This is a genomic window from Bacillus halotolerans (assembly GCF_001517105.1).
Taxonomy (GTDB): Bacteria; Bacillota; Bacilli; order Bacillales; family Bacillaceae; genus Bacillus; species Bacillus halotolerans.
The window spans coordinates 249,443-270,565 of sequence record NZ_LPVF01000011.1; the positions used below are offsets into that span (position 1 = coordinate 249,443).

24 protein-coding genes are annotated in these 21,123 nt (G+C 44.7%); 15 read left to right on the forward strand and 9 right to left on the reverse strand.

Features of this window, described 5'->3' with window-relative positions; translation table 11 throughout:
* Positions 1-117: 117 nt before the first annotated feature.
* On the forward strand, positions 118-2,688 hold the full coding sequence (mprF, locus tag AU387_RS14955) for a bifunctional lysylphosphatidylglycerol flippase/synthetase MprF (RefSeq protein ID WP_059336055.1): 2,571 nt from the start codon (positions 118-120) through the stop codon (positions 2,686-2,688).
* A gap of 17 nt (positions 2,689-2,705) precedes the next feature.
* Here the strand turns inward: mprF and AU387_RS14960 are convergent, their stop codons facing one another.
* Entirely contained in the window at positions 2,706-3,683 is a 978-nt protein-coding gene (locus AU387_RS14960) for an ABC transporter substrate-binding protein (protein ID WP_044163716.1), read from the reverse strand.
* Between the two features lie 153 nt (positions 3,684-3,836).
* Between AU387_RS14960 and AU387_RS14965 the strand changes: the two genes are divergently transcribed.
* The 4 genes from AU387_RS14965 to AU387_RS14980 all read left to right on the forward strand — a co-directional run bounded on the left by AU387_RS14965 (position 3,837) and on the right by AU387_RS14980 (position 7,532).
* Positions 3,837-4,838 carry a FecCD family ABC transporter permease gene (locus AU387_RS14965; RefSeq protein ID WP_059336056.1) on the forward strand — a complete coding sequence of 334 codons (1,002 nt, stop codon included), beginning with the start codon at positions 3,837-3,839 and terminating at the stop codon, positions 4,836-4,838.
* On the forward strand, positions 4,835-5,866 hold the full coding sequence (locus tag AU387_RS14970) for a FecCD family ABC transporter permease (protein WP_024120642.1): 1,032 nt from the start codon (positions 4,835-4,837) through the stop codon (positions 5,864-5,866). The genes AU387_RS14965 and AU387_RS14970 overlap by 4 nt, the downstream gene beginning before the upstream one ends.
* Before the next feature lie 115 nt (positions 5,867-5,981).
* Positions 5,982-6,860, forward strand: coding sequence for a PhzF family phenazine biosynthesis isomerase (locus tag AU387_RS14975; protein ID WP_059336057.1), 879 nt, complete (start codon positions 5,982-5,984; stop codon positions 6,858-6,860).
* 87 nt (positions 6,861-6,947) lie between these two features.
* Entirely contained in the window at positions 6,948-7,532 is a 585-nt protein-coding gene (locus AU387_RS14980) for a nitroreductase family protein (RefSeq protein WP_059291608.1), read from the forward strand.
* Positions 7,533-7,570: 38 nt separating this feature from the next.
* On the opposite strand, the gene AU387_RS14985 is transcribed toward AU387_RS14980, so the two are convergent.
* The 3 genes from AU387_RS14985 to AU387_RS14990 form a co-directional block, all read right to left on the reverse strand.
* Positions 7,571-7,762 (reverse strand): YfhD family protein, encoded by a 192-nt coding sequence (locus tag AU387_RS14985; RefSeq protein WP_044163723.1) that lies wholly within the window; start codon positions 7,760-7,762, stop codon positions 7,571-7,573.
* 65 nt (positions 7,763-7,827) lie between these two features.
* Positions 7,828-7,938: a YfhE family protein gene (locus tag AU387_RS20725; protein WP_010333447.1), complete on the reverse strand. Its 111-nt coding sequence runs from the start codon at positions 7,936-7,938 to the stop codon at positions 7,828-7,830.
* 53 nt (positions 7,939-7,991) lie between these two features.
* Entirely contained in the window at positions 7,992-8,903 is a 912-nt protein-coding gene (locus tag AU387_RS14990; protein WP_059336058.1) for a TIGR01777 family oxidoreductase, read from the reverse strand.
* Between the two features lie 88 nt (positions 8,904-8,991).
* On the opposite strand from AU387_RS14990, the gene recX reads away from it, so the two are divergent.
* From recX to AU387_RS15005, 3 genes are all read left to right on the forward strand, one after another.
* A complete protein-coding gene (gene recX / locus AU387_RS14995; protein WP_059336059.1) occupies positions 8,992-9,783 on the forward strand; it encodes a recombination regulator RecX in 792 nt (263 codons plus the stop codon).
* 7 nt (positions 9,784-9,790) lie between these two features.
* The gene (locus AU387_RS15000) at positions 9,791-10,111 is read left to right on the forward strand and encodes a YfhH family protein (RefSeq protein WP_059336060.1); all 321 of its coding nucleotides are present in this window, start codon (positions 9,791-9,793) and stop codon (positions 10,109-10,111) included.
* A 136-nt stretch (positions 10,112-10,247) separates the two neighbouring features.
* On the forward strand, positions 10,248-11,441 hold the full coding sequence (locus tag AU387_RS15005) for an MFS transporter (RefSeq protein WP_082687922.1): 1,194 nt from the start codon (positions 10,248-10,250) through the stop codon (positions 11,439-11,441).
* A 33-nt stretch (positions 11,442-11,474) separates the two neighbouring features.
* Here the strand turns inward: AU387_RS15005 and AU387_RS15010 are convergent, their stop codons facing one another.
* Positions 11,475-11,627: a small, acid-soluble spore protein K gene (locus tag AU387_RS15010; protein ID WP_010333452.1), complete on the reverse strand. Its 153-nt coding sequence runs from the start codon at positions 11,625-11,627 to the stop codon at positions 11,475-11,477.
* 124 nt (positions 11,628-11,751) lie between these two features.
* Between AU387_RS15010 and AU387_RS15015 the strand changes: the two genes are divergently transcribed.
* Complete coding sequence (locus AU387_RS15015; protein ID WP_024120650.1) at positions 11,752-12,021, forward strand: YfhJ family protein; 270 nt, start codon at positions 11,752-11,754, stop codon at positions 12,019-12,021.
* 35 nt (positions 12,022-12,056) lie between these two features.
* Here the strand turns inward: AU387_RS15015 and AU387_RS15020 are convergent, their stop codons facing one another.
* Positions 12,057-12,440: a hypothetical protein gene (locus AU387_RS15020; protein WP_044163733.1), complete on the reverse strand. Its 384-nt coding sequence runs from the start codon at positions 12,438-12,440 to the stop codon at positions 12,057-12,059.
* Position 12,441: 1 nt separating this feature from the next.
* Entirely contained in the window at positions 12,442-12,654 is a 213-nt protein-coding gene (locus AU387_RS15025) for a helix-turn-helix transcriptional regulator (protein ID WP_010333455.1), read from the reverse strand.
* 192 nt (positions 12,655-12,846) lie between these two features.
* Here AU387_RS15025 and AU387_RS15030 point away from each other — a divergent pair, with 192 nt between their 5' ends.
* The 5 genes from AU387_RS15030 (at position 12,847) to AU387_RS15050 (ending at position 18,509) form a co-directional block, all read left to right on the forward strand.
* Positions 12,847-13,365 (forward strand): SH3 domain-containing protein, encoded by a 519-nt coding sequence (locus AU387_RS15030; protein WP_059336062.1) that lies wholly within the window; start codon positions 12,847-12,849, stop codon positions 13,363-13,365.
* Positions 13,366-13,450: 85 nt separating this feature from the next.
* Entirely contained in the window at positions 13,451-13,783 is a 333-nt protein-coding gene (locus AU387_RS15035; protein WP_059336063.1) for an SdpI family protein, read from the forward strand.
* Positions 13,770-14,633, forward strand: coding sequence for an alpha/beta fold hydrolase (locus AU387_RS15040; RefSeq protein WP_059336064.1), 864 nt, complete (start codon positions 13,770-13,772; stop codon positions 14,631-14,633). The genes AU387_RS15035 and AU387_RS15040 overlap by 14 nt, the downstream gene beginning before the upstream one ends.
* Positions 14,634-14,864: 231 nt before the next feature.
* The gene (locus tag AU387_RS15045) at positions 14,865-15,854 is read left to right on the forward strand and encodes a glycosyltransferase family 2 protein (protein WP_059336065.1); all 990 of its coding nucleotides are present in this window, start codon (positions 14,865-14,867) and stop codon (positions 15,852-15,854) included.
* A 69-nt stretch (positions 15,855-15,923) separates the two neighbouring features.
* The gene (locus tag AU387_RS15050) at positions 15,924-18,509 is read left to right on the forward strand and encodes a YfhO family protein (RefSeq protein WP_059336066.1); all 2,586 of its coding nucleotides are present in this window, start codon (positions 15,924-15,926) and stop codon (positions 18,507-18,509) included.
* On the opposite strand, the gene AU387_RS15055 is transcribed toward AU387_RS15050, so the two are convergent.
* Positions 18,506-19,489, reverse strand: a complete 984-nt coding sequence (locus AU387_RS15055) for a metal-dependent hydrolase (RefSeq protein ID WP_024120657.1) — start codon at positions 19,487-19,489, stop codon at positions 18,506-18,508. The genes AU387_RS15050 and AU387_RS15055 overlap by 4 nt on opposite strands.
* Before the next feature lie 216 nt (positions 19,490-19,705).
* Here AU387_RS15055 and mutY point away from each other — a divergent pair, with 216 nt between their 5' ends.
* Complete coding sequence (gene mutY / locus AU387_RS15060; RefSeq protein WP_059291598.1) at positions 19,706-20,806, forward strand: A/G-specific adenine glycosylase; 1,101 nt, start codon at positions 19,706-19,708, stop codon at positions 20,804-20,806.
* A 22-nt stretch (positions 20,807-20,828) separates the two neighbouring features.
* On the opposite strand, the gene AU387_RS15065 is transcribed toward mutY, so the two are convergent.
* Positions 20,829-21,053, reverse strand: a complete 225-nt coding sequence (locus AU387_RS15065) for a hypothetical protein (RefSeq protein ID WP_024120659.1) — start codon at positions 21,051-21,053, stop codon at positions 20,829-20,831.
* Positions 21,054-21,123: the final 70 nt, after the last annotated feature.

The following is a 21,123-nucleotide window of genomic DNA, read 5'->3' on the forward strand; positions in this document are numbered from 1 at the left end:
GAAAGAAAGTCAGCATAAACCGCAGATGAGACTTTGTCCGAAAAATAGCGGTAGTGTATAATGAGTTGGAGATTATTGGGGAAAGAAATATCGAACTGTATATGATTGGAGAGACCATTGCTGATTAAAAAAAATGCTTTATCAATTTTAAAAATCGTTTTTCCTGTTGCTGTTTTACTATTTGTGTTTTATCAGTCGAAAAAAGAATTGACAAACCTGTCATTCAAACGAACGCTTATGGTAATCAACGGGCTGGAGCGGACCGACTTATTCATTCTTGTGCTCATCGGCCTGCTTGCTGTTGCGGCCATGTCACTATATGATTACGTTCTTAAATATTCGCTGCGCCTTTCGATCACAAACGGAAAGGTGTTCAGAGTATCCTGGATTGCCAATTCATTTAATAATGTCCTTGGCTTCGGAGGGTTAGCCGGAGTCGGGTTAAGAATGATGTTTTATAAGGAGCATACAAAAGACCATAAAGCGCTGGTGAAAGGAATTGCCTGGCTTACATCTTCTATGCTGCTCGGCCTTTCAGTTTTCAGCATTTTCGTTGTCGCAAGATTGCTGCCCGTGGATGAAGTCATCAATGAAAAACCATGGCTGTGGGCGGTTGTTATCGGCTTCGCGCTGATTGTGCCGATCTCTTTGGCGGCGGCTAAACGAAAAGGCCGCAAAGCAGGGGATGAAGAGGGCGCAGACAAAGTGAAAAATCCGATTTTCGCTTATATGGGCGCTTCCGTTGCAGAATGGCTTATGGCTGGAATCGTAATCTATCTGTCTCTGTTCGCTATGGGAATTCATGCTGACATCAGGTATGTGTTCGGGGTATTTGTGATTGCGGCAATCGGAGGCATGATCAGTCTTGTTCCGGGCGGCTTCGGCTCGTTTGACCTTTTGTTTTTGCTCGGAATGGAGCAGCTTGGCTACCATCAGGAAGCCATTGTGACGTCGATTGTGCTGTACCGGCTCGTCTATTCATTTATCCCGTTCGTTTTGGGACTGTTCTTTGCTGCCGGCGATCTGACCGAAAGTACGATGAAACGGCTTGAAACGAACCCGCGAATTGCACCGGCTATCGAAACGACAAACGTGCTGCTTGTCGTACAGCGGGCCATGTTAGTGAGGATTTTACAGGGATCGCTTTCACTCATTGTGTTCGTAGCCGGTCTCATTGTCCTTGCGTCGGTGTCACTGCCGATTGATCGGCTGACAGTCATTCCGCACATTCCCCGTCCGGTCCTTTTGCTGTTCAACGGGCTGTCCTTAAGCTCAGCGCTCATTTTGCTGATATTGCCGATCGAGCTTTATAAACGGACAAAACGGTCCTATACAATGGCGATTACAGCACTTGTCGGCGGATTTGTTTTCAGCTTTTTAAAAGGGCTCAATATCAGTGCAATATTCATATTGCCGATTATCATCGTCTTGCTTGTGCTGCTGAAAAAACAATTTGTCAGAGAACAGGCTTCCTATACGCTCGGGCAAATGATTTTCGCTGCGGCCCTGTTTACTGTGGCGCTGTTTAACTATAACATTATCGCAAGCTTCATCTGGGATCGGATGAAAAAGGTGCTGCGCCACGAATATTTCGTCCACAGCACTTCCCATATTACACATGCGACCATCATGGCAATCATTGCCGTTCCGCTGTTCTTCTTTATTTTTACAGTGGTGTATCATAAGAAAACCAAACCAATTGGGGAAAAAGCTAATCCAGAACGTCTTGTTGAGTTTTTGAATGAAAAAGGCGGCAACGCGCTCAGCCATCTCGGCTTTCTGGGAGATAAGCGCTTTTATTTCTCTAGCGACGGCAATGCATTGCTTCTGTTTGGGAAAATCGCAAGACGACTGGTCGTGCTCGGCGATCCGTCCGGCCAAAAGGGGTCGTTCCCGCTTGTGCTCGAAGAATTTCTTAACGAAGCACATCAAAAGGGGTTCAGTGTTCTGTTCTATCAAATCGAACGAGAGGACATGGCGCTGTACCACGATTTTGGCTATAACTTTTTTAAACTTGGCGAGGAAGCCTATGTGGATTTAAACACGTTTACCATATCAGGGAAGAAAAAAGCCGGCCTGCGGGCGATCAATAACCGGTTTGAACGGGAGGAATATACTTTCCATGTAGATCATCCTCCATTTTCAGAAGCGTTTTTAGAAGAGCTCAAACAAATCTCCGATGAATGGCTCGGCTCGAAAAAGGAGAAGGGCTTTTCGCTCGGGTTCTTTGATCCGTCATATTTACAGAGAGCGCCGATCGCCTATATGAAAAATGCCGAAGGGGACATTGTCGCTTTCGCCAATATCATGCCAATGTATCAGGAAGGCGAAATCTCGGTCGATCTGATGCGCTATCGCAGCGACGCCCCGAACGGTATTATGGATGCATTGTTCATCCGCATGTTTTTATGGGCGAAGGAGGAGGGGTGCACGTCATTTAACATGGGTATGGCGCCCTTGGCCAATGTCGGCACAGCCTTTACATCCTTCTGGTCAGAACGCTTCGCGGCTGTCATTTTTAATAATGTTCGGTACATGTACAGTTTCAGCGGGCTCCGGGCATTTAAAGAAAAATACAAACCCGAATGGCGCGGAAAATACTTGGCGTATCGGAAAAACAGATCTCTTTCTGTCACCATGTTCCTCGTCACGCGTCTGATCGGCAAAAGCAAAAAAGACTCCGTCTAAACAGACGGAGTTCTTTTTTATTTAGACTTTAAGAAATACGTTTCAATATCGTCAAGCAGATAGTTTGCGGCTTTGATTCCGCCTGCGGTTGTCCACACGACGTCATCGACCTCATGGGCGTTCCCTGATTTCACAGCCTTGAGGTTTTTCCATAGTGAACTGCTCGTCCACTGATTGGCCCATTTTTCATTATCTTTTGCATTATCGGCTTTATAAGTGAAATAAAAAAGCACATCGCCATCCATATCGGGAATGGATTCTTTGCTGTCTGTTGAGAACGTGAATTGGTCCTTTTGTTTCTTGAATAGCTCCACTTGCTTTTCAGGACGTTTAAAACCCAGCTGGTCTAGAATAATGCCAGAGAATGAATCCTTATAATAGATTCTTGACTCGCCGGACAGAAAGCGTACAACAGACACAGTTTTCTTTGTCTGATCGCCAAGCTTATCTTTCATATCGGCAACGCGCTTATCAAAATCGGCAATGACTTCTTTGCCTTTGTCCGCCTTATTTACCGCGTCGGCATAAAGAGTCAGGTTATCCTTCCAGTTCCCGGCTAAAGATTCAGCAAAAACCGTGGGCGCAATCGCATTTAACTGATCATAAATCTTCTCTTGGCGCACTTTATTTCCAATAATCAAATCAGGCTTTAATTCCGCGATGGCTTCCACATTCGGTTCAGTTTCTAGCCCGACGTTTTTAACACCTTCCATATCGTCTTTCAGGTAGTCATACCACGGGTCGCCCTTCCATGACTTCACGGCCCCGACGGGTTTAATGCCAAGCGCTAAAAGCGCCTCTGTTCCTTCATTTGTTAAGACGACAATCCGTTTTGGATGGGCTGGAATGTTGTCTGATGTCCCCATTGCATGTTTAACCGTTCTTGTTTTGCTGCTTGACCCCTCGCTGTTACTTGAACTTTCTGAACTATTACAGGCAGAAAGCACCATAACGGCCATAAGTAATACAAATAGCATGCTGATGTGCTTTTTCATCTTTTTCCTCCCAATATTGAAATTCATTATCATTTAGATCATAATAAGCAGTGGTGAGAGTGTCAATCATTAATTGAGGATGATTCTCAAAAACAATCAATTTACTGCAGTCATGAAGAATGGTACATAGTAAATCACTAGGAGAATTGGATGATGATCTTCAAAAAGGCTTATTCGAAATGGATTTTGTTATTATGTCTGCTTTTCGTTTTGCTGGCGGCTGTCTGCGCAAGTGTCATATACGGCTATACCGGTACGTCATGGGGACAGGTCTATCAAGCGTTTACATCTTTTAACGGATCAAATGAGCAAGTCATCATTAAAGACGTCAGGCTCCCGCGCGCCTTGGTTGCCGCGGTCGTCGGCGCTTCCCTTGCGGCTGCCGGCGCTCTGATGCAGGCGCTGACAAAAAACCCGCTAGCATCACCAGGGATTTTCGGAATCAACGCAGGGGCCGGCTTTTTTATTGTTGCCGGATCATTTTTTCTGCATATTCAATCACCCCAAGCGCTTGTATGGAGCTCGTTTCTCGGTGCTTCCTTTACCGCCGCGATTGTCTATGCCGCAGGTTCGCTAGGAAGAGAAGGGCTCACGCCGATCAAATTAACGCTGGCTGGAGCAGCCATGGCGGCAATGTTTTCTTCGCTGACACAAGGCATGCTTTCCGTCAATGAACTCGAGCTGGCTCAGGTGCTATTTTGGCTGACGGGCTCTGTGCAGGGCAGGAGTCTCGATTTGCTGATGACAATGCTTCCATATGCCGCGGCGGCGCTTTTGATCAGCTGTTTCCTCGGCCGAAAAATTAATCTTCTTGTCATGGGAGAAGATGTTGCCAAAGGACTTGGTCAAAAAACGGGACTGCTGAAATTCGCTATGGCACTATGCATTGTCCTGCTTGCCGGTTCGGCTGTCGCCATTGCCGGACCGATTTCCTTTATCGGCATCATCATCCCGCACTTTGCCCGCTTTATCATCGGCAATGATTATCGCTGGGTTCTGCCGTTTTCCGCTGTGTTGGGTGCGATTTTACTTGTTGCCGCGGACATCGGGGCACGATATATCATTATGCCTCAGGAAGTTCCTGTCGGGGTTATGACGGCGATTATCGGCATGCCTGTGTTTGTTTACATCGCAAGAAGGGGGGCGAATCTATGAAACTTCGTTTTGGCATTACAGCGGCTGAAAAGAAAGCATGGATTGTCTTTTTTGTTTTACTCGGTTTAACAGCGGCTGTGTTCATCATAAGCGCCGGTCTCGGACAGCGGTTCATTCCTCCTTGGGATGTGGCCAAAACATTTTTCGGTGCAGGTTCAAAGCTCGATGAAATGATGGTGATGTCGTTCCGCATGCCAAGAATATTGACAGCTGTATGCGCCGGCGTTTGCTTGGCTGCGGCAGGCGCAATTTTGCAGGGGCTGGTCAGAAACCCTCTCGCATCCCCGGATATTATCGGAATCACGGGCGGAGCGGCTGTGGCTGTGGTGCTTGTCATGATGTTCTTCTCAGACCGAAGCGATTCACTGACGATCAGTCTGTCATGGCTTCCGGCTGCCGCATTTATCGGGGCATCAGTTGTTGGACTTATCGTTTATTTACTCGCATACAAAAATGGCGCCTCCACGTTTCGGCTGGTGCTGATCGGAATCGGATTTTCAATGTCTGCACAAGCGATGACCACATTGCTCATGATCAAAGGACCGATCTACAGGGCGTCCCAAGCCAATGTATACATAACAGGTTCGGTCTACGGATCTAACTGGCAGCATGTAAAAATAGCCGTGTTGCTGTCTGTCATTCTCTTATTCATTTGTTTTATCTGTCTTAAAAATATGAATATACAGATGCTCGGTGAAGATATTGCGGCAGGCGCGGGAAGCTCCGTGCAAAGAAACCGGTTCTTCCTGCTTCTGCTGAGTACGGCTCTTACGGGCTGTGCGGTTTCTGTTGCCGGAACGATTGGTTTTGTCGGTCTGATGGCGCCGCACATCGCAAGGCGTCTCGTCGGCTCGTCTTACGGTGCGCTGCTCCCGGCATCTGCACTGATCGGGGCTCTGCTCGTATTAGGAGCAGACATCATCGGCAGAACCTTATTTGCCCCGGTCGAAGTGCCGGCAGGCGTTTTTACAGCGGCGATCGGCGCCCCCTACTTTATTTATTTGCTCTATAAAACAAGAAATTCCTGAATGTAAGGACCCATTTTCTCTGCAAAGAAAATGGGTTTTTTAATAATGACTGAAAATTCCCATTAATATTTTGTTATACTGACAGAGACATTGATGCAGAAAGGATGGCAGGCGAATGAAAGCAGAGGTATTAAAATATGAAGCATTTACGGAAAATCCCGGCAAAGGAAACCCCGCGGGTGTGGTATTGCACGGGGACCATTATACAGAAGAAGAAATGCAGAGAATAGCTGAAATCGCAGGATATTCAGAAACCTCCTTTATTCGGAACAGCGAGGCGGCTGATCTTGAACTCCGTTACTTCACTCCTGGACACGAAATGAATTTATGCGGACATGCGACGGTCGCTTCCCTATACGCATTGTGTGAAAAAGGAAGGCTGGAGATTGGTAAAACGTACAGCATCCAGACAAAAGTCGGTATCCTGCCAGCAAACATTTCTGAAAAAGAGGGTCGCATCCATATCACACTTGAACAGGCTGCTCCGACATTCAAACCATTTACGGGCGACCGGGAAAAGCTCGCGGACGCATTGGGGATTACGGCGGAGGACTTTCATGAGAACCTTCCAATTGTTTTTGGCAGTACAGGCATATGGACTGCAATCGTTCCGCTCAAATCATTAGAAGCCTCTAAAAAAATGGTGCCGAATAACAAACAATTTCCGGATGTTCTAGTTGATCTGCCAAAAGCCTCAGTGCATCCGTTTACCTTTGAAACGATTCACTCTGACAGCGACCTGCACGGGCGCCACTTTTCGTCGCCGTATTCAGGAACAATAGAAGATCCCGTGACTGGCACAGCATCCGGTGTAATGGGAGCTTACATGCAGCAATACGGCCGGTCCGGGCAGCGTACATTCATCATTGAACAAGGACAGGAGATGGGGAAAGACGGAAGAGTGGAAATTGAAATAAATGGAGATAACGATCACATCAAAGTGAACATGACAGGGACTGCCGTTTACTCAGAAACTCGGATTCTTGAAATCTAATATGGCTGACGGTTTACAAAAAGCTGCACTTTCCGTTATGATTATGATTGATAATCATTTTCAATTGGATAGAAAGGGTGAAGCGGTATGCCTCAAGCCGAACAGATAAATCAAGATTCAGCACTGCGGAATATCATACGCAGCAGAAGATCAATCCGTAAATTTAAACAAGATCCCGTCCCTCCGGCTGTCATCCTTGACATGCTAGAAACGGCAAAATATGCGCCAAATCACAGAGTGACGGAGCCTTGGAGATTTATTTACGTTTCCAGTGAAACAGGAAAAGCAAGCTTGATTAAAACCTTTGCTTCATTTTCTAAAAAATCAAAGCCGGACATGACGGAAGAAAAACTCCAAAACTTCAAAAAGACACTCAGCCGTGTGCCGGGATTTCTGCTCGTTGTATTTCAGGAAGATGAGAACGAAAGAGCCCGAGATGATGATTTTGCGGCAACCAGCTCATTGATTCAAAACCTCCAGCTTCTTGCCTGGGAAAAAGGAATCGGCATGGTTTGGAAAAGCGGAAAGATCCTCTATGACAAAGACGTGCATCAAGCCTTCGGTTTACAGGATAACGAGCGCTTCGCCGCGATCATACAAACAGGCTATCCTGATGAAATGCCGGAAGTGAAAAAACGCACACCGATAAAGGAACGGTTCACCGAGCTGTAAAAAACCCCCTGTCTCAAGCAGAGACAAGGGGTTTTTCATTAACGTTTTTTGCTTTTCGCTCTGCTGTCAGCCGCTTTCGCGCGCTCCTGCGCTTCGCGGTCATCCGCATCAGCAAGTTCACTTGAATATTCCTCGTAAACGCCGTCAGTTTCTCGTTTTAACGCATCGGGAACCTGAGGAAGTTTTTGTTTGTTTTTATCACGGTTTTTGTGAATATGATTTCTGCCCATATCAAATTCCCCCTAAAAAGTGATATCAAACAAACATAGTATCTGCTTTCCGGCGTTATGTATCCCTACTTCCGCTTAGCAGCTTTTTCCGCCTTTTTAAATTCACTCGAATAAAGAACTTCCTGCATTTTCTTCAGGTTGGCTCCTTGCTGGTGCTTCTCCCTCTTCTTTTCCATAAAAGGACCTCCTTCAACCATGTTATTCTTAAGGTTGACGCTTCCTTCCGTTTTTATACAGCCTTTCGGTCCGTCAGCAGCTGCGACAGGGCGAATTCAAGATCTGAATATGTAAAACGGAATCCGGACGTAATTGCTTTTTTAGGCAGAGCGCGCTGTCCTTTCACAAGAAGCAGGCTCATTTCTCCCAATGCTTTTGATAAAAAGAATGCTGGAACGGGGAGCCAGTGGGGACGGTGTTTCACCCGTGCAATCGTTTTTCCGAACTGCTTCATTTCAACCGGATTAGGCGCTGTCACATTAACAGGACCTGAGATGCTGTCGTTTTCGATTGCATATACAATCAGCTGGGCGGCGTCATCCACGTGAATCCAGGACAGCCACTGATTGCCCGTCCCGATCGTTCCTCCGGCCAGCAGTTTATATGGCAGAACCATCAGCGGGAGAGCGCCTTTTTCTCCGAGCATCACGCCAAATCTCGCGTAAACCGTTCGAATGCCCATCACCTCTATATTTTGCCCTTCCCGTTCCCACATATGTGCAGTGTGGCTGAGAAAATCCTCGTCCGACGTGGGGGAGTCTTCTGTAAAGGTTTTTTCAAGGCTAGTGCCGTAAATGCCCACTGCACTGGCTTGAATAAGCGCCTTCGGTTTTTCCGCCTGTTTATGAATAAGCCGCCGTACTTCCCGGGTTGCATCGATCCGGCTGGAGAGAATTTGCTGCTTCGTTTTTTCGTTCCAGCGGCCAAAAATTGATTTTCCCGCAAGATTTACCCAAACATCAATATGAGGAAGTTCTTGTTCAGGCGCAGCTTCTTCAGTCAGCCATTGGACATAAGAGATATTTTTTTGTTCAGTTTTTGGCGCGTTTCTTGATAAAATATAAACATGATGTCCTTGGCGGGTGAGGACGCCAGTCAGATGCGTACCGAGAAAACCCGTTCCGCCCGTCATTGCAATATTCATAAACATCTCTCCTCATCGTTCTGATACCTATACTTTACCTCATTTTGATCATAGAAAACGCGTTTGAGACCGGAGAAGGGAGATTAAAATGCCATTTATTACAAAGATTTCAGCGCAAAAGAAGAATACGGAACGCTTTAATATTTTTCTGGATGAAAAATATGCTTTCAGTGTTGAAGCAGATGTGCTCGTGAAATTTGAGCTTACAAAGGGAAAAGAGCTTGATGACCTCGAGATCATTGAGATTCAATACGGAGATGAAGTGAAAAAAGGCTTCAACCGTGCGATTGATTTTTTATCCTATCGAATGCGGTCAACGAAAGAGGTAGAAGACCATTTAAAGAAAAAAGAAACCTCGGCGCCCGTCATTACGGAAGTGATTCATAAGCTGAACGATTACAACTATTTAAATGACCAAGAGTTTGCGGCGGCCTACGTGAGCACTCACAAAAAAACAAACGGAAAAGGGCCTGACGTTTTGTTCAGAGAGCTGAAAGCGAAGGGGATCGATGACGACACCATCAAAGATACACTGAGTTCTTTCTCCTTTGAAGAACAGACGGAAAAAGCAGTTAAGCATATCGAAAAGCTTCTGAAGAAAGACAAGAAACTCTCTTCAAAAGAAATCAAACAGCGAGCACAGATGCAGCTGCAGCGCAAAGGCTTCTCATTTGATGTCATCTCTGCGGCGCTGGAGCAGATTGAATACGAAAATGACGAAGATACTGAAAAAGAAGCGCTGCGTCTTCATGCGGAAAAAGCGCTTAGAAAATACCGTTATGACGGCTCCTATGAAAGTGCCATGAAGGTCAAACAATTTTTATTCAGAAAAGGATTCTCACTCGATTTAATCGAGCAATTTCTGCAGGAAGAGGAGTAGCTGAAAAATGGAGAAACGATACAGTCAAATGACAACGCACGAACTCAATACAGAAATCGCAGGACTTTCTGAAAAAGCAAGGAAAGCGGAACAGCTTGGAATCATAAATGAACTGGCAGTGCTCGAACGGAAAATTGCCATGGCAAAGGCTTACTTGCTGAACCCGGAGGACTTCTCGCCGGGAGAAACGTATGTTGTGGACGGCTCTGAGGACGAGTTTCACATTACCTATTTAAATGGCGTTTTCGCTTGGGGATACAGAACATCAGCTCCCGATCAAGAAGAAGCGCTTCCAATCTCAGTATTACAGCAAAAGAAGCAGGGATAACCGAGAGGCTGATTATCAGCCTCTTTTTTATTTGAGCACACTCAAGGCGATTTTTAGAGAAAAAATGATTGAATTCACCCTGGATTTCTTTTAAGATGGAACTCGTTGTTTTTTCACATTAAAGGAGGCGATGACGTTGAGTATGAAAAATCCATCAGTAAAATTAATTATTTTTGTTCTAATGATCTGCACGTTTTCAATTGGATACACAGAATATGCGGTGATGGGTATTTTGACGTCGATTGCCGATGACTTTCATATACATGTTTCCTCTGCGGGACTCCTTGTCACCGCTTATGCGGCAAGCGTCTGTGTAACAGGCCCGCTCGTCACGATTGTTTCTGTCAAGCTCCCGAGAAAGCCGGTGCTTCTTGGATTGATGGGGATTTTCATCCTTTCCAACCTGATGAGCGCACTGGCACTGAATTTTGCGGTATTGGCGGTCTCAAGAATTTTATCTGCTTCCATTCACGGCGCTTTCTTTGCGATTGCGATGGTATTCGCTAGTGAAATGGTGCCGCCGGAAAAACGCGCCGCAGCCGCTGCGTCTATGAACGGCGGTTTAACAGTGGCTTTGATGCTGGGTGTTCCATTCGGTTCCTACTTGGGTGATGTCCTAAACTGGAGAGTCGTGTTTTCCATCATTACGGTGCTTGGAGTGATCGGATTTTTAGGCCTGATGGCTACTGTGCCGAACAGAAAACCAAAAGTCATCCCGATGCTCATGAATGAGTGGGGAGTATTTAAACATAAACAGGTGCTGTACTCCTTTGCGATTACAATTTTAGGATATTCAGGCGTATTTATCGCGTATACGTTTATCGAGCCGATTTTAAGAAATTCAGCGGGTTTCAGCACAGTCGGCATTACAGGCGCCCTCTTCGCCTATGGTTTGGGAGGGGTTGCGGGAAACTTCTTTGCGGGAAAAGTGCCGCTTCCTCTGCTGACCCGGACCATGATTGGCGTCATGATCGGTTTGATCGGCGTACTTGCGGTATTTCCGTACATCGCCGTTTATCCGGCCGCAGCCATTGTCGCGACTTTCTTATTTGGAGCTTGCGCATTCGGCACACCGCCTCTTTTGCAAACAAAGGTGCTTTCTTCATCTGAGAACGGCACAACAATCGCCGCAGCTGTGAGCGTGTCTGCATTTAACCTGGCTAATGCGCTCGGCGCTTGGATCGGCGGCATCATTTTAAGCGGAACCGGCTCTTATTCCTGGCTGTTTGCGGGAGGAGCGCTGATGACCGCTTGCGGACTGGTGCTCTCAACATTCGCGCATCTGTCTGAAAAGAAAAGCGTCTATGAGTATCAAGTCAATAAAGGGTAAAAAAACAGCTGCACATGTGCAGCTGTTCTTCTTTTATCGTTTGCCGGAGGCTCTCATTTTTTCCTGAGGATGCTGGTTGATTGACCCGTCAGGACGTTTTGAAGCATAGTCGTCCTTCGCTCTCGGTTCACCTTGAAACTTGTTTTCGTTTTCGTAAGGAAATCCTTTTTCTTTATTGCGGACCATGTCATATCCCCCTAGGTTCGAGATCAAAAAGTTGCGTCTTGCCGGATGAAGACGTAAGGTTAGTATATGGAGAACATGAAGTTTTAAAGCGTAATTTTTTTCCTGAAGGAAAGGAGACCACCAAATGAATACGTATATTGAGAAACTGACAAATCTGCTTCTGGAAAAAAACGATATGATCAGCTACATTCAGGCGAAAACATGGGTGGAATTGTTATGGAGCGACTTTGAAGCAACCTATGCAAAAGCCGGACACGCCTACCAAGGCGAAAAAATGACCGAAAAAATCGTCACACAGTGGATTGAGAACTATGGCGGCCAGCTCCACCTTTTCCAAAGCGGCCGTGAAGACGTGAATGATTACTTAAACCAAAGCAGAGGGCTTTTACATTAACACAGCCTGCCGGCAAAGTACGGCAGGCTGTTTTTTTACACATTTGTATTTAGTACATCACTCATCACCATTCTAAGCATAAAACCAAGAAAAGCAGTATATGCAATCAGCTGCAGATAGGAAAGAGGAAGCATGGATTGATGAATAAGAACAACACCTATAAGCAAAATAACAATCATCACCCAATGTGATATATAGCCCGCGAAATGAGCATTTGAGCGGGTGCGTTGGTCATTCTGAAAGTGTACGTTTCCCCAGAGTTTATTTCTATGAATATGTGCGGCAGAATAAAGAACTCGTGCAGTTCCGATGACTGCTAACAGAAGTGTTAAAGTTGAGGGTGAATGCCAATAAAGGACATACAATAAAATGGGAAGCAAAGTTTGCAAAAATAATCCGGTACGATACGTCATGTTCATATTATTTGTCTCCTTCTATCCAGAATAATTGATCTAATGAGCACTCTAATACTGAAGATAATTTAATTGCAGTGCCTATTGAGGGTTCATATCTTTGTTTTTCAATTGCAATGACCGTCTGTCTTGTCACTTGAATGTTTTCTGCCAGCTGATCCTGTGTCCATCCTTTAGCTTTTCTGTATTCTTTTACACAATTACGAACCCCGTGCTTCATCTTATTTGATCCTCTCTCATTATGTAACGTATACCTTACATAATGTATCATACATAGATTAGAATGTAATGTACACCTTACAAACCTTAACATTTCCTTAACTGTTAGAAAAAATAAACAAAAAGTGTTTTATCCTCCAGGCAATCAGGGAATATCTCTTATATCTTGTCAAAATGCGAGGAGGAGCTATGTATGAAAAAGAAACAAGTATTGCTCGCTTTAACTGCCGCCGCAGGACTGAATTTCACAGCATTTAGCACTGCTCCCGCAGCAAAAGCTGCAGCCCTTCAGACCATAAATGTCTCTCTGCCATCATCAGATTCGTATATGATTAAAGCAGGAAAACTGAATGTCCGGGCTGAGCCAAAACAAAAAAGCGCGATTCTCGGCACAGTATCATCTGAACAGAAAGTCACTGTAAAGGGATTTGCTAATGCTGATTGGGCTCAAATCGAATTCAAAGGAAAAAAAGCATATATTTCAACACACTTCTTAATGAAAACCGCAAGTCAAGCAAAAACAGCAAAGCAGACTGCCTTCTATTTTCCAACACCGGAAAATGGAAAAGCCAAGCAGCTTTCTTCGGGGACAGAAGTCACTTTGATCGGCTGGGGATTCAGTGAAAACGGAGGATTTGATTTCAGCTGGGCATTCGTTGATTACGGCGGGATAAAAGGCTATATTCCGACAAAGGATTTACAAATACGCTAAATAGACAGGCTCCTGCTTGTCTTTTTGTCTGGATATTGAAACATTTCTTCTTTCTTAACGTAACAATGAGAGAGGAGATGATCATATGGCATGTTTAATCGGCGGAGGGTTCATGATAATTGCAGGTCTTTTCATCAAATTGTTCCCTCCAAAATCCATTAACAGTGTATATGGATTCAGAACGAGACGCTCAATGTCAGATCAAAAGTTATGGAAGGAAGCCAACCGTTACAGTGCGGCGCTCATGATCCTGTCAGGTTTGATTGTCTTGGGGGCCGGGGTGCTCCTGAGATCAAGCTTTATCATCCTTCAGCTGATCTTGCTTGTTGCTGCTTGTATCATCACTTTTATGCTGACGGAGAAAAGGCTGAAACATATGACGCAAAGTCAAGGAGGAGATTTAAGTGGAAGGAGTTAACAGCCAGTTTGTCAAAACAAATGGAATCACACTCCACGTTGCTTCCGCAGGACCGGAGGACGGCCCGCTTATCGTCCTGCTCCATGGATTCCCTGAGTTTTGGTATGGCTGGAAAAACCAAATCAAACCGCTTGCGGACGCGGGGTACCGGGTGATCGCTCCTGATCAGCGAGGTTACAATCTTAGTGACAAACCGGAAGGAATTGAGGCATATCGGATTGATACATTAAGAGATGATATCATTGGGCTTATTTCGCAATTCACTGATCAAAAAGCAATCGTGATCGGTCATGACTGGGGAGGAGCAGTAGCCTGGCACTTGGCATCAACATGTCCGGAATATCTTGAAAAGCTTATCGCCATTAACATACCGCATCCGCACGTCATGAAAACCGTAACGCCAGTCTACCCTCCGCAATGGCTGAAAAGCTCATACATTGCCTTCTTCCAGCTGCCGGACAAACCGGAGGCCGCGTTAAAAGAAAATGATTATGAGAAATTAGATAAAGCCATCGGGCTATCTGATCGGCCGGAGCTTTTTTCTTCTGAGGATATCAATAAGTACAAAGAAGCGTGGAAGCAGCCTGGCGCCCTGACATCAATGCTGAACTGGTACAGGGCCCTCAGAAAAGGCAGCCTTGCAGAAAATTCCCGCGAATGCCATACAGCCCCTTATCGGATGATCTGGGGAATGGAAGACCGCTTTTTAAGCAGAAAGCTTGCAAAAGAAACAGCAAGACGCTGTCCAAATGGGCATTTAATATTTGTGGATGAAGCGTCCCATTGGATCAGCCACGAAAAGCCGGCCATCGTGAATCAGCTTATTTTAGAATATCTTGAAAAACAATAAGTCAGATTTTCTTTGCACCGTCTGTCGAAATGGCAGACTTTTTCTATGCTTTTTTTTCATACTCTATTTTAATCCTGACAAAATAACATTACATATACTCAAATGTCATACCAAAAATGTAACAAAAAACAGGTTTAAACGACTTTAAAAAAAGGAATAGCCTTACTGAAGATTTGTGTACAATTCCCCTAAGGCAATACTTAAAAAGAATAATAAAAAGAAGGTGCCTTAATGAAGCAAGGATTAATCTCGATTATTATCCCGTCTTACAATGAAGGTTATAATGTCAAACTCATTCATGAATCTTTAAAAAAGGAATTCAAAAACATTCATTATGATTATGAAATATTCTTCATTAACGACGGAAGTATTGATGACACGCTTCAGCAGATCAAAGACCTGGCATCCAAATGCAGCCGAGTGAAATACATATCATTTTCGCGGAATTTTGGAAAAGAAGCCGCGATCTTGGCCGGATTTGAACATGTTCAAGGTGAGGCCGTTGTCGTGATGGACGCCGATTTGCAGCATCCGACCTATTTGCTGAAGGACTTTATTAAAGGCTACGAGGAAGGCTATGATCAAGTCATTGCCCAAAGGAACAGAAAAGGGGATAACCCCGTGCGTTCGCTTCTTTCGTCCCTTTACTACAAGTTCATTAATAAAGCGGTGGAAGTTGATTTGCGTGACGGTGTCGGAGACTTTCGGCTGTTAAGCCGCCAAGCTGTGGATGCACTTTTGAAATTGAGCGAAGGCAACCGCTTTTCAAAAGGCCTGTTTTGCTGGATCGGCTTCGAACAGAAAATTGTTTTTTACGAAAATGTCGAAAGAAAAAACGGCACATCCAAATGGTCATTCAGCAGCCTTTTTAATTACGGAATGGACGGCGTTGTCTCCTTCAATCATAAACCGCTGAGAATATGCTTTTACACCGGCATTTTTGTATTGCTGCTCTCTCTTATTTATATCATAGCCACGTTCGTCAAAATTCTTACAAACGGTATTTCTGTACCCGGATATTTCACAATTATATCTGCGGTCTTATTCCTTGGCGGGGTTCAGCTGTTAAGCCTTGGCATCATAGGAGAATACATCGGCAGAATTTATTACGAAACAAAAAAACGTCCGCATTATTTGATCAAAGAAGCAAATATCCCGAGCAAAGATCTGCCTGAAACGAACGAATTGAAAAACGTGCGGCGCCTGACCAAACTGCACTGAAATGAATCAATTGCCATTGGCAGTGCTTTTTTGCATGCTTACAGTTAACGGCAAGACTGGAGAACTCTTATGAAAAAAAGAAAACATGTCATGATGTATGCGGCCAGTCTGTTCATAGCCGTTCTTGCGCACGCTTTTTTTGTGAAAGAATGGGCGGAAGGCAGATATATGACAGGTCCGGGTGACGGACTGGCGCAAATGATTGTATTTAAAAAATTCTTATATGAACAATACACGCAAGGAAACTTTTTCTATCATTATTCATTCGGACTCGGCGGCGGCACATTCAGTCAGCTTGGCTATTATTTTTCTGCTTCTTTCCTTTTTCTCGCGACAGCCGCCGCAGTATGGCTGCTGCAATCCGTTCATCTCATCGGTGAGGCGGACACGCTTTTTTGGGCACAGTCAGCCGTTTTTATCAGCATTTTTAAGCTGAGTCTGATTATTTTTACAGCAGCTTCTGTTTTCAGCTATTTGCTCAAACGCAGAGCAGCGGCGTTTACGGGTGCTGTACTATACGGAGTATCGATTATTTACTTTCGCCACGAAGCGTATTGGGAATTTTTCACCGATACAATGATTTGGCTCCCGCTTCTCGTGCTCGGAGCGGAAAAAATCATCAGGGAACGGCGTCCGGCATGGTTTATCATTGCTTGCTCACTGAGCTTAATCAACAATTTTTACTTTGCATACATAAATCTGATTTTCATTGGAATTTATATTTTGTTCAGATGGCTGATCAAGCTGGAAGATCATGAAGTGAAAAAATGGGTTCAATGCAGAATGTTTTTAGTCTCGGGACTCCTTTCTTTCGGTATCAGTGCGGCGGTATTTGTGCCGGTGGTTTACGGGTATTTAAATAACCTGCGCCCTCCGTATAATGAAAAAATAGAGTGGCTGAATTTCGATGATAATATTTTATTTTCAAGCAGGATTATCGTGGTGCCAGCCATCTTTTTGCTGTTTTTGTTTGTCATTTCTTTTTATAAACACCGGGTGTTTCGCCTTTTTGCCACATTGAGCCTTCTGTTTATCCTCTTTCATTTCAGTCCGTACGCGGCAAGCGCCTTTAACGGCTTTTCCGCACCGCAAAACCGGTTTGAATATATTTTGGCCTTTACAATCGCCGGAGCAGCCGCCGCAGGTTTATCACAGCTGCAGGAGCTGAGGCGGAAAGAACTGCTTCCTGCCGCAGCGATTGTTCTGCTTCTTTATTGGTATCATGTCCAAAGGTATGAGCTTGATATATGGAAGCCAGCGAATGAAAGCATCCTGCTGCTTTTGTTCCTGACAATCGCTGCTTTGTTTGCCGCAGTTTTTGTGAAAAAACGGGCAAAGCTGGCTGTATACGGTGTGGTGATTCTGTCTTCGCTGCTTGTCGCTAACACCTATCAGAAATATGCGCTCTCAGAAGGAGGCGGGCTGGACAGTGTCTCAAAATCCTATATGACAAGCGAGGAATACAAAGGAGACGAACAATCTCAGCTCATTAGACGTGTGCAAAAGGAAGACAATGATCCGCTCATGAGAATCGACTGGATGAATGGCGTCCGCAATAACACTCCGATTATTTACGGATTTAATGGATTCAGCGCCTACTCGAGCATTTTAAACAGCCACTTGCTCTCCTTCTATTGGAATGATCTTCGCATCGATATGGGAAGAGAAAGCGTCAGCCGCTACGCTTCATTGGGGGACAGAGCGAATTTGTACAGCTTGCTTTACGGCAGATACTATATGACGGAAAAAATAAACGAAGCGAATGTTCCATACGGCTTTACAAAACATATGGAATCAGAGCACTACACCGTTTATGAAAATCAATACATGCTTCCTTTTGTCAAATCAGCCGATAAAGTTTACTCAGAAAGGGATTTGGAAAAATTGCCCGCTCTTGCGAAAGAGCAAGCGATGCTGAAAGGAATTGTATTAGCAGATCCAACTGAAAAAACAGAGCAGCCCCCTGATCTGGCGAATCTGATCTCCAAATCGGATATCACTGCAAAACAAGCTCAATATCAAAACGGACTCCTCACTGTAACTGGAGAAAACGGCGGAGAATTGATCATCACTCCGAAAAAGGCGTCAGCCGGTCCGGGCGATTACTATGTCAGTTTTTATTTAAAAAGCAAAGCAAAAGACAAAGGATTTACGCTAAAGGTAAATGATTATGTCACAACAAGAAAATCCAATCAATCGATCTATAAAACGGGTGTAAATGATTTGACCATCAGAGTGCCTCAATCAGATCATATCTCGATCAGGCTTCCGAAAGGAACGTACGAGCTTTCACACATAGCGCTTTATGAAGAAAATTATCAAACATTAAAAAACGCTGTGTCGCAAAACAAAACAGAGAGAACAGACAGCCTGGAATGGAATAAAAACAAGCTGACATTCACATATCACAATTCCAAACCCCAGTACATCATGCTCCCGATTCCGTATGAGAAAGGCTGGGAGCTGAAAATTAACGGAAAACAGCAGAAAATTGAAAAAGCCGATTACACTTTTATCGGTTTTAAGGCGCAAAAGGGAGACAATCAAATTGAACTCACCTACTATCCGCCATATTTTAAAATATCCGCACTGATGTCTTTCATCAGTCTGCTCTTAGCTGTTTTTTATACAAGACGCAAAAAAGCCCGGCTCTAAATAGAGCCGAGCTTTAATTTTTTCTGAAGCTTTTCTTCGCTGAATATCCAGCCGGTATAAGATGAGCGTATCTCAAGATCATGGCTGATATGAACGATTGCCACAAACGGATAGTGCCCTTTACTCCGATAACGCAGGTCAATAAACCGTACCTCGTAATGATCCTTATACGTATCCACTTCCCACCTGTAAACCGGGGAGAACGACAGAAACGCCGCAATGTTATCATCCTGCTTCGCCGCTTGCATAACGTCGGTTTCAGGAACCGGCACCCGATTAAACGTATCAAGTATCACCACATGCCCGTCCATGCTCCTTCCTACATAAAAAGCATGCGCAGTCGTAACCGCAATCCGCCATTGCCTGAATTTCATCGTCGGTGAAATGATAATGCTTTCGATCTCTTCGTGAATCATCTCACGGAGCTGCCGTTTGATTCGCAGCTGCATCATCAGGCGCAAGATATAATAGCCTGCCAGTATTACGTATAAGGTGAGAAATGTAATACCGGGGCTGCCGCCGACATACCAAACCGCGATGGCAGCCAGATGGCTGATAAATATAAACGGATCAAATGTGTTAATCAGCCCGAGTGCCACCCATTTTTTCGAAAACGGCCGGATGGCTTGTGTTCCGTACGCGTTGAAAATGTCAACAAATACATGCAGCACAACTGCCAGCAATGTCCACAGCCACAGATGCAGAAAATCAGCCTGCGGATAAAATAAATACAAAATCGCCGGAATGATGACAGACCAAAACAAAACGGCGGGAATAGAATGGGTAAAGCCTCTGTGATTTCTTATATAAACAGCATTGTTTTTAAGTTTTAACACAGTATCAATATCAGGAGCCTGTGAGCCCGCAAGCGTAGCGATCATGACTGCGTGAGCCATTGCCGGATCTGTTCCGACAACCGGATCCAGTGTCGCGATTCCGCCGAGGGCGATGCCCATGACAACATGTGTGCCCGTATCCATAGGTGACCTCCTTGCAGGTGTATCCTGCACATTCACTTTTGTAAGACATTACCTATTTTTATATACCCAATCTTTTAACCTGTTTAATCGTTCTCATATGTTTCCGCTTTTTCTTTACTTCTATTTAATGTAACATATTATCGTACTGTGCCCTTAGTGTACAACAAAAAACAGTCTAAAGAAAAGCGGGGCGCGAGAGACTGGGGAGAAACACATATGAACGTACTTGAAGATAAGATAAAACAAAAAGATATACAGCAATTTCAAAATGATTTAATTAACTGGTTCGAAAGAGAACAGCGCATTCTGCCGTGGAGAGAGGACCAGGATCCGTATAAGGTGTGGGTATCTGAAGTGATGCTCCAGCAAACGAGGGTAGAGACGGTCATTCCTTACTTTTTACGGTTTGTGGAGCAATTCCCGACAGTAGAAGCGCTCGCTGATGCCGATGAAGAAAAAGTGCTCAAAGCATGGGAAGGCCTCGGTTATTATTCGCGGGTCAGAAACCTGCAAAGCGCGGTTAAAGAAGTGAAGCAGCAATACGGGGGAGTTGTTCCGTCAGAAGAAAAAGAGTTCGGCGGTTTAAAAGGCGTAGGCCCTTACACAAAAGGAGCGGTGCTAAGCATCGCCTACAATAAACCGATTCCCGCGGTTGACGGAAATGTGATGCGTGTCATGTCGAGAATTCTGTCCATCTGGGATGATATTGCCAAGCCAAAAACAAGAACGATTTTTGAAGAAGCAGTCCGTGCGTTTATTTCAAAAGAAAAACCCTCTGAATTCAATCAGGGTTTAATGGAGCTGGGAGCCATCATCTGTACGCCGAAATCACCTTCTTGCCTGCTTTGTCCTGTCCAGCAGCATTGCTCAGCGTTTGCAGAAGGCACTGAACGAGAACTCCCGGTGAAAAGCAAAAAGAAGAAACCCGGGATCAAAACAATGGCTGCAATTGTGCTGACAGATGATGACGGACAAGTCTATATTCATAAACGCCCGTCTAAGGGACTGCTTGCCAATCTGTGGGAATTCCCGAATCTTGAAACACAAAAAGGAATCAAAACAGAGCGCGAGCAGCTCACTGCATTTTTAGAAAGTGATTTTGGCATAAAAGCTGAAATCAGTGACCTCCAAGGTGTAGTGGAGCATGTTTTCACCCACCTGGTATGGAATATTTCTGTGTTTTTCGGTAAAGTAAAACAAGTGTCGGATACTGCAGACCTGAAAATAGTAACGAAGGAAGAGCTCGAAGAATTCGCGTTTCCAGTGTCACATCAAAAAATTTGGAAGATGGCAGTGGAAGCAGCCGGAGTCATTTAATTCGGCTGCTCGGTAAGAGTCCTTAATCATAACTGACGCGCGTGCCGTGGCTGTAGTCTGCTTCATTGCGCTTCATACCGCCGCGCGCTTCAATCTCTTGCGTTAATTCGCGGTATTTTGATTGGCCTTCTTCGTTCAAATAAGGCATAATTTGCTGAAAGGCATGATGAAAAAAGGCGAGTTCACTGTTTTTCCAGTCCTTTTTGGAAATCATGGTCAATTCGCTCATATCTCGTCCGACATACATAACAGAAGACCCCCTTATTAAAGTTCTTGCCATTATTGTTTGTGGAATGAAGAGAACTATACGCTACAAG